The sequence below is a fragment of the Herbaspirillum sp. YR522 genome (genome assembly GCF_000282575.1).
GTDB lineage: Bacteria > Pseudomonadota > Gammaproteobacteria > Burkholderiales > Burkholderiaceae_D > Herbaspirillum.
The window spans coordinates 38,322-49,262 of record NZ_AKJA01000119.1 but is presented as its reverse complement, the minus strand read 5'-3'; the positions used below and the strand labels follow the sequence as shown (position 1 = coordinate 49,262).

Here is a 10,941-nt window from a genome sequence, read left to right as displayed (position 1 = left end):
TTCGAAACCTTGCAGCACGCCAGTCGCGTCATCGGCGACTGGATTGGCTTTTACAACAACCAGCGGCCGCATCAGGCCCTTGGTATGAAGACCCCGGCTGAGGCGAGGCATTTGCATTAGCGGCATGAAGTGAGCAGGTTTGGCTGGGTCATTACACTCAGGCACCCCATCAAAGATCCAACACCAACATCTTCGACTTGGCCCGCGAGACACAAGTACAGATCTGGTCGTTGGCCGCCTTCTCTTTCTTCGACAGGCAATTGTCGCGATGGTCCGGTTCGCCTTCCAGCAACGGCACCACGCAGGTGCCGCAGATGCCTTCGCGGCACGACGTATCGATGACGATCCCTTCGCGCGCCAGGATGTCGATGATGGGAATGCCCACCGGGATCTGCACTACCTTGCCCGAGCTGGCCAGCTTGACTTCGAAGGCGCCCTCCTCCGCTTCGCTGGCCTCGGCTGGCGTGGCCGCCTGGAAGTGCTCCAGGTGGATCGCTTCTTCGGACCGATGGCGCGCCGCACTCTTGACCACCGCGTCCATGAACGGCGCCGGGCCGCAGGTGTAGACGTGCGCTTCGGCGCTGGCAGCGTCCAGGCAGGCGTTCAGGTAGTGATCCATGTCCGACGGCTGCACGCCATAGTGAAAGCGTACATGGGCCGCGAACGGGGCGCTGTCCATCAGGTCGGCGAACGCCGCGTGCTCGCGGGCCCGCACGAAATAATGCAGCGTGAATTTCCGTTGCCCGGCCCATAGCTGGTACGCCATCGATAACAGCGGCGTGACACCAATGCCGGCGCCAAACAGGATGTGCTCGGGCGCCGCCGCGTCCAGCGCAAACAGGTTGCGCGGCGTGCCCACTTCCAGTTCCGCGCCCAGCGTCACGGCGTCGTGCAACGCGGCCGATCCGCCACGCGAGGCGGGTTCCTTCTTGACGGCGATGGTGTAGGCGCACTGGTCGTCCAGCGGGCCGCACAGCGAGTATTGGCGCATCACCCCGGTGGGGCCGGTGACGTCGATGTGGGCGCCCGGCTCGTAGGCGGGCAGCGCCGCGCCATCGGAGCGCACCAGGCGGAAGGAACGGATGTCGCCCGTTTCGTCGATCAGTTTGTCTACGATCAGTTTCATGTGTTGCGCCAATGCTCGTGTACTTGTTGCGGTTACAGCAGGAAGCCCAGGGCGTTCAGGCTGTCCATCGAATTGACCAGCCGGATCACCTTCTGCTCGATCTTCGGACCCTGCGCGGTAAAGCGGATGCGGTGCGTCACGTTGCCCACGAACAGCGTGTGCTGCTGGCGCTTGTAGCCCACCAATACCTGGGCCGAGGTGATCTCGACCAGTTCGGCCGACAGGTGCACCGGGACGAAGCGCGATACCGTGCGCACGGTGGTGGCGGCGTCGACCGCCGACATCGCAAAACCCGAGGTCAAGCGCTCGATGCGAATCTTGCGCATGTGGGCGTTGTCGTAGGCGTAGTTCAGGGTCGCCGCGAAGTCGGTGGTCTCGGGGTCGATCGGTACCACGTAGTATCCGTCGTCGGTCCACAGGTCTTGCCAGGCGGCGTAGTCCTTGCGGTCGAGCAGCTCGGCTTCTTTCCAGATAAAGGCGATGGCCTTGGCCATCGATTCGGGGATGCCCTGCAGGTTCTCGCTCATGCTCATTGCTCCATCATCTTTTTCCACTGGGCATACGCTTCGCGCATCCCGGTCTCGTCGGTCGAATGCGACACCTTGTCGCCGTTGTCGTCCACCCATTCACGGTTCAGGCCGCGGTTGACCAGGATCGGCACGTTACGTCCCGCGTTCGATCCGGCCTGCACGCGCTCCCACGCTTCGGCATCGTCCGGGCTGCCAAAGCCGAACGGGCCCTGGAAGTGCTCATGGATACGCAGGCGCTCGCGGTTGGCGATCTCGGGGCCGCCGTCCATGCCCAGCGCGACGTGGCGGATCTGGGTCTCGCTCACCGACACCGGATGCAGCACGCGGAAGAACGACATCGACATGGCCACGTTGGGGAACAGGTTCAGGTTGAAGCCGGCGCCGTGCAGCGAGCGCACGATGCGGCGTACCTGCTCCGGCGGCATGGTCTTGGACAGCTCTTCGATGATGTGCGAGAAGCGCTCCTGCAATTGCTCGCTGCCATCGTCGATATCCAGGTCGACGTGTTCCGGCACCATGATCATGACGCTGTGGCCGTTGCCCAGCGAGCGGGTGATCGACTGGTCGTCGGTCATGAAGGACAGCATTTCCGAGGTCTCGGCGTCCACCGACGACAGGAAGGTCTTGTGCACCACCGGAAAGTGATAGCCGTCGGTCGTGTTCTCGAGCTGGATCTTCCAGTTGCCCTTGAAGCTGAACTTGTGTTCGCCCTGTACCTTGATGGGAAAGCCCGCACCCTGCTTCATGAACAGGTCGATCCACTGCTTGGCGTGGCCGAGGAAGTCTTCCAGCGGCTCGATGTCCTGGTTGAAGGACGCGAAGATCATGCCGCCATAGGCGCCTACCCGCAGGTTCTGCAGCGGCAGGTCGGCCTTCTCGACCACGTCTTCGTAGCCTTCCGGATAGGGCAGCCCACGCAGCTTGCCGTCCAGCCCGTAGGACCAGCTATGGTACGGGCACGTGAAGCCGGTGGCGTTGCCCTTGTGCTTTTCGCACACGGTCGCGCCGCGATGGCGGCAACGGTTTTCGAGCACGTTGATCTTGCCGCTCTTGTCGCGTACCACGATCACCGGCTGGCGACCGATCTGGGCGGTCTTGAAATCGCCCGGATTGCGGATCTCGCTCTCGTGGCCGACCCAGACCCAGGTCTTGTAGAAGATCTTGTCCATCTCGGCTTCGAAGATGGCCGGGTCGGTGTAGAGCGAGGGGTCGACCACGGCATCCTGCACCAGGTCGGCGTAGGAAGAGTCCGGCGTTCTCGGATGGAAACGTAGCGGTGCGTTCATTGCATTCTCCAGTGTGTTGTTTCGTTCGGCGTGTGCCTGGGACTTCAGGCCGCGCTTGCTTTGAGCGCCTGTTCCAGGTGCAGGCCCAGTGCGCAGATTCTTTCGTCGTCGCCCTTGCGACCCACCAGTTGCAGCCCGGCCCGCAGGCTGCTGCCGGCCAGCGGGACAGGTACCGTCAGCGCTGGGTGGCCGGACAGGTTGAAGGGCCGCACCAGCTTGCTCAGTGTCAGCACAGAGGTGCCTTCGCGCAGGGCCGCCAGTGTCGGCGGCAGTTGCGGCAGGGTCGGCAGCAGCAGTGCATCGGCGTCGACCAGGGCGGCGTCGACGGCGGCGCTGAAACTGGCGCGTATGCGTTCGGCACCGGCTACTGCATCGTCGCTGGTGGTGCCGGCCGCCGTGAGGCGTTTTTCGATGTCGGCGCCCAGTCGCCCGCCGCCGGTGAGGTGGCCGAAGGCGGCCCAGGTCTCGCGGTTGATCAGCACCATGCCGGCCTCGAAGGCGCCCTGCATGCCCTCCAGTCCGATGGCTTCGCCCTGCCAGCCGGTGGCCTCGAAGGCGGCTTGCACCGCGGCCAGGATGGCGGCGTCGCTATCGGTGTGCACCAGTTTCACGCGCGCTTGCGCCTGCGGTGCGAGCGCCGCTGCACGGTCGAAGCCGGGGGCGATGGTGGCCATGGCGCTGATGATCAGGTCCATGCCGCGGGCAAACGGGCCGACACAGTCGATGCTGCTGTAGCGCGGCCAGGCACCGTTGCGGCTGACGCGACCGAAGGTAGGCTTGAAGCCGGCCACGCCGCAACAGGCTGCCGGCAGTCGGATCGAGCCACCGGTGTCGCTGCCGATCGACAGGTCGACCAGGCCGGCGCCCACGGCCGAGGCCGAGCCGCTCGACGAACCGCCGGGCATGCGGGTGGGATCCTGCGGGTTGAGCGGGGTGCCGTTCCATTCGTTGATGCCGGTCATGCCGTAGGCCAGCTCGTGCATGTTGGCGCGCGAGGTGATCTGCCAGCCGGCATCGATGAGCAGGCGCACCACGTCGGCATGGGCCTCGGCCGGCGCGGCGTCGGCCAGCGCCGCGCTGCCGCCGCAGCTGGCCATGCCGGCAATGTCGATGCAGTCCTTGATGGCGACGGTCGGGCCGCTGCCGCCCAGGTGAAAGCGCGACAGCAATGCATGCCCGGTGCCGGGTACGGTGCGGTCTGTCCCCTCGGGACGAATTGGCTCAGGTGTCATGGTGCATCCGTATCGATGAAGCGTTGCTAAGAGGCGCGCTGGGAAAACCTGGCTGGCGCCGGATGCATTCGATCAACCCTGGGCCCGTCGGTGACGAGCGCCTTTGGCTGTTCGAATGCATTCTAGAATCCGCATTAAAATAGATCAAATTGATGTAGAATATTATTCTCATAAACAGCATGAATGCAGCCGCCAGCCCTTCTCCGGCCGCCCTCGCCCTGTTTTCGCCGCTGTCATCACCCCTTCCGAAAGACTGCGATGGCCACCTTCAACAACATGGATCTGAACCTGCTGCGCGTCTTCCAGGCCATTGCCGAAGAGCGCAGCCTGACCCTGGCCGGCAACCGCCTGCACCTGTCGCAGCCGGCGGTCAGTTATGCGCTGGGCCGCCTGCGGCAGATCTTCGACGACCCGCTGTTCATCCGCACCAAGGACGGCATGCAGCCCACGCCCACGGCGACCGAACTGGCCAAGCCCATCAGTCGTGCGCTGCAGGCGGTGCAGGACGCGCTGCGCTATACCGAGCGCTTCGACCCGGCCACCAGCACCCGGGTGTTCCGGGCTTCGATGACCGATGTGGCCGAGATGATGTTCCTGCCGGACCTGTGCGAAATCCTCACTCAACAGGCGCCGGGCTCGCGCCTGCAGGTCGAGCAGGTGGCGCCGGCCCATCTCGAGGAGGCGCTGCGCACCGGCCAGCTCGACTTTGCCTTCGGCAACCTGCCCGCGCTCAAGCCGGTGACCCACTACGAACTGCTGTTTCGCGAAAACTATGTCTGCCTGATGCGGCGTCGCGACGACCTGCCGCAGCGCCGGCACCTCGAGCTCGACGAATTCCTGGCCATGTCGCATGTGCTGGTGGAGTCGGCCGAAAGCAGTCATCACCAGGTCGAGAACTCGTTTCGCGGCCTTGGCGTGCAGCGCAAGATCAGCCTGTCGATCCCGCACTTCACGGTACTGCCGCGCATCCTCGAAAAATCCAACCTGGTCGCCACGGTGCCGCTGCGCATTGCCAAGCTGTTCCAGAGCGAGCACCCGGAGTCGTTCGTGTCGTATCAACTGCCGGTCGAAATCCCGACCGTGGATGTCACCTTGCATTGGCACCAGGCCTTCGACAACGACGCCGGCAACAGCTGGCTGCGCCAGATCTTCATCGACCTGCTGCAACAGTACGGCCGTAGCAGCTGATCAAAACTCGAATGCCCGCCGGATGTCATTCGAGCGGGCATTCTTCCTCAGACTATTTCAGACTTCCATCAAGCGGCATCAGAAGCGGTGGCGGATACCCATGCGCACGGCGCTCTGGTTGCCGGTTGCCGACTGGATACCACCACCGGTGACCGGATAGGCGCGATAACCCTTGTCGCGGTCATACACGGCGCCGACATACAGATCGGTACGCTTGGAGATCTTGTAGTCGAGCATGGCGATGACGGCCTGTGCATTGCCGATACCCTGGCTGCGCTTCTGGAATTGATAGGCGCCGGCCAGGTCCCACAGCGGTGTCAATGCATAGACCGTGCCCAGTTCATAGGTGGTGTCCTTGGCGCTGGTACCGGTGTTCTTGACCTGGGTCGCGATACCGAACAGCTTGAAGGCACCCAGCTGGTAACTGGCGCCGCCACCGTACATGCGGGTCGCCGCATTGCCGGTGGCGTCCTTGATGTCGGTGTACGACAGCGCGCCGCTGAACGCCCCCGCGTCGTACTGGCCGGTGGCGCTGATGGTGCGGCCGGCGGTATTGTTGCCGGCGACTTCACCGAAACCGTACATGGCGCCAAACGAGAAGCCGCCGATCTTGTTGCTGGCGTACTTGATCGAATTGTTGGTACGGTCGCCGGCGTAGATGTGGTTGTTGAGCGCGCCACCGTTGGCGGCATCGGCATGCAGGCCCCAGGCGAACGAACCGGCGGGCGACAGCGCGCCCATGGCGTACTGGCCGCCGAGGTTGGCCATGAAGTCGTACTGGCGACCCAGGCTCACCGAACCCCAGCTCTTGCTGTTGATGCCGACGAACGACTGGCGACCGAAGATCAGGCCGCCCTGGCCCAGGCTGCCGTCATCGGCGCCGAAACCGGTTTCCAGGGTGAAGAAGGCCGACAGGCCGCCGCCGAGGTCTTCGGTGCCCTTGAAGCCGATCCGGCTGCCCTGGGCGATACCGCTGTCCATGCGCAGCAGCGACGCATTGCCGCCGGTGGCGGTGGTGCGGGCGCTGGAGTAATAGGTCAAGCCGATATCGATCAGGCCGTAGATGGTGACGCTGCTCTGGGCGTGCGCCATTGTCGTACATGCCGCCAGCGTGGCTGCGACCAGCAGTTTCTTCTTCATGTTGATTACGCTCCCTGTAGTGTTGCCTGTTGAGTGTGTACACGTCTGTGCACAATGTGTGTCCACACAACGTGCCGCGTCGAGGTCGATGCAGATCACGACGACGTCATGCAGGTCCGATGGTAGGGATGGGCTTTGCGCCAGATCAAATTGGCGCGTTGGATCACGCTGATAAGCGCCACTGATGGGCCGCCGGGGCAGGCCTTTTTTCTCTAATGAGGTGCAGCCGGGTCGGTCGCAAGGGGCCGGGCGGGGCCATCGGCACCAGCCGGGTGCGCCCGATCACCAATCGGGCGCGTGGCTAAAGGTATCTTTAGATGTGGTTTTTCACCAACGGAAGGGTGAAGCAAAAGCAGGTGCCGCGAGGTTGTGCCGGTTGCGCCCAGATGTCGCCCCGATGGCGCGCGACGATGTTCTTGCACAGCGCCAGTCCGATGCCGTTGCCGCTCACCTTGGACGAGAAGAAGCCATCGAAGAGCCGTTCGCGGTGGCCGGCCTCGAGTCCCCCGCCCTGGTCGCACACCTTCAGCAACGCGGTCTGGCCGTCGCGCTCGCAGCTGATCTCGATACGGCGCAAGGGGGCGTCGAAGCGGCTCATCTCCTCGATCGCATTGAACGCCAGGTTCAGGATCACCTGGCCGATCAGCACCTTCTCGCAGCTCACCGGCAAGGCCAGCGAGCCCGGCGCGATGGTGACGGCCACGCCCGCCTCGGCGGCCTTGAGCTCGATGAAGTAACGCACCTCGCCGACGATCTCGCACAGGTCGATCACGGTCTCGGTCTGTTCCAGCTTGACCACGTATTCGCGCACGCTCTTGATGATGGCGGCGGCATGGTCGACCTGGCGTCCTGCATTGTGCAGGCCCCAGGCGATACCGTCGGCGTGTTCGCGCAGCGCGGCGTTGTTCTCGATGCGCAATATCGAGCCTTCGAGGAAATTGCGGATCGCCGCCAGCGGCTGGCTCAGTTCGTGGGCAATTGCGGTGGCCATCTCGCCCATGGCGTTGTGGCGGGCCAGGTACTCGAGCGCGGTCTGGTCGCGCCGTCGCGCCTCTTCGGCCTCGACCTGGTCGGTGACGTCATGAAAATGCAGCAGGTGCCCCTTGAGGTCGTTCTCGATCTCGATGTAGCGGCAGGTCGCCTGGTGCCAGCGCACGGCGCCATTCTTCTGCAGCAGCTGGTAACGGATCGGAAACGAGATCGCGTCCGGCAGCGCCAGCGTCAGCAACTCGAGCAGTTCCTCGCGCGAACTGTCGCTGCACATCTGGGCGAAGTTCTTGGGCGGATGCTGGCCGGGGCGCACACCCAGCAGCTTGCGCCCGGCGTCGCTGATGTATTCGATGCCGCCGTCGGCACGCAGCACCGCCACCCCTTCGTCGGAGTCCTGCATGAATTCCTTGAGGCGCGATTCCAGCCGCTTCATCTCGCGCTTGATGAGTTCCTCGCTGGCAATGTCGCGAAACTGCACCATGATCACATCGCGTTCGGACAGCGACACCAGCGTGGCGATGGCCTCCGACATGATTTCATCGCCGTTCTTGGCCCGGTAGCACCACTCGACCATGTTGCGTCCGCGCAGTACCGCGTCATGCAGCCACTTGCGGCCGATCTCGCGCCGGTATTCGTGCGAGCGACGGCTCATGTCGGGTGCCTTCAGCGGCAGCAGTTCTTCCAGCGTAAAACCCAGTACCTCGCAGGCCGAAGGGTTGGCCCACAGGATAGCCTTGGTCTGGGCATCGTGCAGGATGATGCAGACCGACAGCGCTTGCATCATGCGCTTGAAGTCGGCCAGGTCGAAGCGCATCGGTGGTTCGGTGGTGGTGGTCATGACGGGCATTGGACGATGGAACGCGCCCCATTCTAAGCCCGCCGTGCCGGCCGGGTCGTGCCCTAGGGGATTTCTTTAGCGCGCTGCCCGGTTACCCCTAAAAATTCCCCGGCCGTCCCGATTGAACCGGGACGGCGCGCTGCCTACACTCGATTGCCAACAATGACAGCCTGCCGCACGCCGTGGCTTGCCGGCCGTCACCCGATGCAGTACCGCGATCTTGGAGAAACGAATGTCCGCAATGGAAGCACCGGCCGCCCTGGCGGCCAGCGAGGATGAGGCAATGACACAGTTGTTCAGCGAGATCCGCGCCCGGCGCGACGAATTCGGCCGCCAGCGCTTCGTGCCCCGTGAATTCATTTCCAGGCTCAAGAAGCTGGGCGTGTATCGCGCCGCCACGCCGCAGTGCTTCGGCGGCAGCGGCCTGGCGCCGACCGCCTTCCTGCAGCTGATCGAGAAGATTTCCGAAGCCGACGGCTCGGTGGGCTGGGTGGCCAGCTTCGGCTCGGCCTCGGTCTACCTGGCCGCCTTGCCCAAGCAAACCCAGGCCAAGCTGTATGCCGATTCGCCCGACCTGGTGTTCGCCGGCGGCCTGTTCCCGATCCAGCCCGCGACCCAGGTCGACGGCGGCTGGCAGGTCAATGGCACCTGGAAGTTCGCCAGCGGCTGCAAGGGCGCCGACATGCTGGGCGTGGGCATCGGGGCGGCGGTGCCCGGCCAGCCCGGCGCCAAGCCGCGTACCGCGGTGCTGCCGCCGGCGCAGGTCGAGATCGTCGACAACTGGGACGTCATGGGCCTGTGCGGCACCGGCAGCCATGACCTGCGGGTAAGCGACAAGTTCGTGGCCGACGAGTGGACCTTCATCCGCGGCGGCGTGCCGACCATCGACGAACCGCTGTACCGCTATCCCACCATCGCCTATGCGGCGCAGGTGCTGGGCGTGGTCAACCTGGGCATCGCCCGTGCCGCCATCGACGAGATCAACCAGATGTCCGGCGGCCGGGTGGCCATCACGGGCGCGCCGAAACTGGCCGACCGGTCTTACGTGCGTATCGAGGTGGCCAAGGCCGAGGCGCACCTGCGCTCGGCGCGTGCCTTCCTGTACGAAGTGACCCACGAGGTCTGGCAATCGATCCTGGCCGGCAAGCCGGTCACGCCCGAGCAGGTCAGCATGCTGCGCCTGACGGCCGTCGAGATCGCCCGGGTCGGCAACGAAGTGGTACAAAGCATGTTTGGCCTGGCCGGCACCACCGCCATCTACAATCACCATCCGTTGCAGCGCTACCTGCGCGACGCCGCCGTGGTCAAGCAGCATGCCTTCCTGGGCGAAGGCATCTACGATGGCGCTGGTGCGGTCACGCTGGGCGTGCCGCCGATGCCCGGCTTCCTGTGAACCGGCCTTGCCGATCCAAATTTCCGAAGGAGAAAATGCATGACCCAAGCCACTGAAAAAGAAGCACTGCGCGTCCTGTTCTGCGTAGGCGTCACCCAGAACTTCTTCGACCTGCCGGCTACCGAGACCGGCCCGGTCTGGAAGGCCTACGGCGAGATGATGACCGCGCTGGCCAGGATGGATGGCATCGACGTCATCGGTACCATGGACGACGACCGCCTGATGGTAGGCAAGTCCGACGCCGCCCCCTGGACCTTCTACATCATGGCCGACGTGGTCGACATGGATACCGTGGTGGCCGCCTGCAACCTGTTTCGCACCACCATGGTAGGCGAGCATCGGCTCTGGAAGTACGGCAAGATCGAGGCCCGCGTCGGTCGCGCGCTGATCATCCAGGCATGATGCACCCCATGGACAAGAAGATTGCATTGGTCACGGGCGCCGCCCGTGGCCTGGGAGAGCGCATCGCGCGCAAGATGCACGCTGCCGGCTACAAGGTGGCGCTGGCCGACGTCGACCTGGAACTGGTCTCCACTGTGGCCGCCAGCCTCGACGCCAGTGGCGCCAGCGCCATGGCGCTGGCGCTGGATGTACGCCGCAAGCCCGATTTCATCGCCGCCTGCGATGCCATCGAATTGCGCTGGGGCGGCGCGGCGGTACTGGTCAACAACGCCGGACAGTCGCGCGTGGCCGCATTGATGGACATCACCCCCGAGGAATTCGACGACGTCACCGCCATCAACCTGAAAGGCACGTTTCTTGCGTGCCAGGTGTTCGGCAAGCGTTTCGCCGAACGGGGATACGGACGCATCGTCAATATCGCTTCGCTGGCGGGCCAGAATGGCGGCACCGCGACCGGGGCCCACTATGCGGCGGCCAAGGGCGGCGTGCTGACCCTGACCAAGGTGTTCGCGCGGGAACTGGCGGCCAACGGCGTGACCGTCAATGCCATCTCGCCGGGTCCGCTGGAGCTGCCCATCGTGCGGGAGATCGTCCCGGCCGACAAGTTGGCCGCGACCATCCAGAACATCCCGGTCAAGGCATTGGGCGAACCCGATTTCATCGCCGATGCGGTGTTGCTGCTGGCCTCGCCCGAGGCGGCAGCGGCCACCGGAACCTGCCTCGACATCAACGGTGGCCTGTTCATGCGTTGAGTCCTGTCAGACTGTCGACATTGATCTGCAACCTGTAGCTCGCTTCACTCACCAAGGGAGAAAA

General features: G+C 64.4%; 11 protein-coding genes. 5 read left to right on the top strand and 6 right to left on the bottom strand.

The features are described from left to right. The first annotated feature begins 9 nt into the window (after positions 1–9). Complete coding sequence (locus PMI40_RS23385; protein WP_238540971.1) at positions 10–120, top strand: integrase core domain-containing protein; 111 nt, start codon at positions 10–12, stop codon at positions 118–120. 49 nt (positions 121–169) lie between these two features. On the opposite strand, the gene PMI40_RS16970 is transcribed toward PMI40_RS23385, so the two are convergent. Genes PMI40_RS16970 through PMI40_RS16955 form a run of 4 tightly spaced genes read right to left on the bottom strand, consistent with a single transcriptional unit; the run spans position 170 to position 4,174 of the window. Next, positions 170–1,126 (bottom strand): PDR/VanB family oxidoreductase, encoded by a 957-nt coding sequence (locus tag PMI40_RS16970; protein WP_008117786.1) that lies wholly within the window; start codon positions 1,124–1,126, stop codon positions 170–172. A 32-nt stretch (positions 1,127–1,158) separates the two neighbouring features. Next, on the bottom strand, positions 1,159–1,653 hold the full coding sequence (locus PMI40_RS16965) for an aromatic-ring-hydroxylating dioxygenase subunit beta (RefSeq protein WP_008117783.1): 495 nt from the start codon (positions 1,651–1,653) through the stop codon (positions 1,159–1,161). Between the two features lie 2 nt (positions 1,654–1,655). Then, positions 1,656–2,942: a Rieske 2Fe-2S domain-containing protein gene (locus PMI40_RS16960; protein WP_008117782.1), complete on the bottom strand. Its 1,287-nt coding sequence runs from the start codon at positions 2,940–2,942 to the stop codon at positions 1,656–1,658. A 44-nt stretch (positions 2,943–2,986) separates the two neighbouring features. After that, positions 2,987–4,174 (bottom strand): amidase, encoded by a 1,188-nt coding sequence (locus PMI40_RS16955; RefSeq protein WP_008117780.1) that lies wholly within the window; start codon positions 4,172–4,174, stop codon positions 2,987–2,989. Positions 4,175–4,432: 258 nt separating this feature from the next. On the opposite strand from PMI40_RS16955, the gene PMI40_RS16950 reads away from it, so the two are divergent. Beyond that, a complete protein-coding gene (locus PMI40_RS16950) occupies positions 4,433–5,362 on the top strand; it encodes a LysR family transcriptional regulator (RefSeq protein WP_008117778.1) in 930 nt (309 codons plus the stop codon). Between the two features lie 78 nt (positions 5,363–5,440). Here the strand turns inward: PMI40_RS16950 and PMI40_RS16945 are convergent, their stop codons facing one another. Continuing rightward, positions 5,441–6,502, bottom strand: a complete 1,062-nt coding sequence (locus PMI40_RS16945; RefSeq protein ID WP_008117775.1) for a porin — start codon at positions 6,500–6,502, stop codon at positions 5,441–5,443. 313 nt (positions 6,503–6,815) lie between these two features. Further along, positions 6,816–8,330 carry an ATP-binding protein gene (locus tag PMI40_RS16940; protein ID WP_008117773.1) on the bottom strand — a complete coding sequence of 505 codons (1,515 nt, stop codon included), beginning with the start codon at positions 8,328–8,330 and terminating at the stop codon, positions 6,816–6,818. 232 nt (positions 8,331–8,562) lie between these two features. On the opposite strand from PMI40_RS16940, the gene PMI40_RS16935 reads away from it, so the two are divergent. From PMI40_RS16935 to PMI40_RS16925, 3 genes are read left to right on the top strand one after another with little or no spacing between them, the layout of a single operon-like run. After that, positions 8,563–9,723, top strand: a complete 1,161-nt coding sequence (locus PMI40_RS16935; RefSeq protein ID WP_008117771.1) for an acyl-CoA dehydrogenase family protein — start codon at positions 8,563–8,565, stop codon at positions 9,721–9,723. Between the two features lie 39 nt (positions 9,724–9,762). Further along, positions 9,763–10,125: a hypothetical protein gene (locus PMI40_RS16930; RefSeq protein ID WP_008117768.1), complete on the top strand. Its 363-nt coding sequence runs from the start codon at positions 9,763–9,765 to the stop codon at positions 10,123–10,125. A gap of 8 nt (positions 10,126–10,133) precedes the next feature. Next, on the top strand, positions 10,134–10,877 hold the full coding sequence (locus PMI40_RS16925) for an SDR family NAD(P)-dependent oxidoreductase (RefSeq protein WP_040502243.1): 744 nt from the start codon (positions 10,134–10,136) through the stop codon (positions 10,875–10,877). The last annotated feature ends 64 nt before the right edge of the window (positions 10,878–10,941 follow it).

Coding starts and splice junctions, on each gene's coding strand:
- PMI40_RS16970 (WP_008117786.1), bottom strand. CDS start 1,126: ATGAAACTGATCGTAGACAAACTGATCGACGAAACGGGCGACATCCGT.
- PMI40_RS16965 (WP_008117783.1), bottom strand. CDS start 1,653: ATGAGCGAGAACCTGCAGGGCATCCCCGAATCGATGGCCAAGGCCATC.
- PMI40_RS16960 (WP_008117782.1), bottom strand. CDS start 2,942: ATGAACGCACCGCTACGTTTCCATCCGAGAACGCCGGACTCTTCCTAC.
- PMI40_RS16955 (WP_008117780.1), bottom strand. CDS start 4,174: ATGACACCTGAGCCAATTCGTCCCGAGGGGACAGACCGCACCGTACCC.
- PMI40_RS16950 (WP_008117778.1), top strand. CDS start 4,433: ATGGCCACCTTCAACAACATGGATCTGAACCTGCTGCGCGTCTTCCAG.
- PMI40_RS16945 (WP_008117775.1), bottom strand. CDS start 6,502: ATGAAGAAGAAACTGCTGGTCGCAGCCACGCTGGCGGCATGTACGACA.
- PMI40_RS16940 (WP_008117773.1), bottom strand. CDS start 8,330: ATGACCACCACCACCGAACCACCGATGCGCTTCGACCTGGCCGACTTC.
- PMI40_RS16935 (WP_008117771.1), top strand. CDS start 8,563: ATGTCCGCAATGGAAGCACCGGCCGCCCTGGCGGCCAGCGAGGATGAG.
- PMI40_RS16930 (WP_008117768.1), top strand. CDS start 9,763: ATGACCCAAGCCACTGAAAAAGAAGCACTGCGCGTCCTGTTCTGCGTA.
- PMI40_RS16925 (WP_040502243.1), top strand. CDS start 10,134: ATGGACAAGAAGATTGCATTGGTCACGGGCGCCGCCCGTGGCCTGGGA.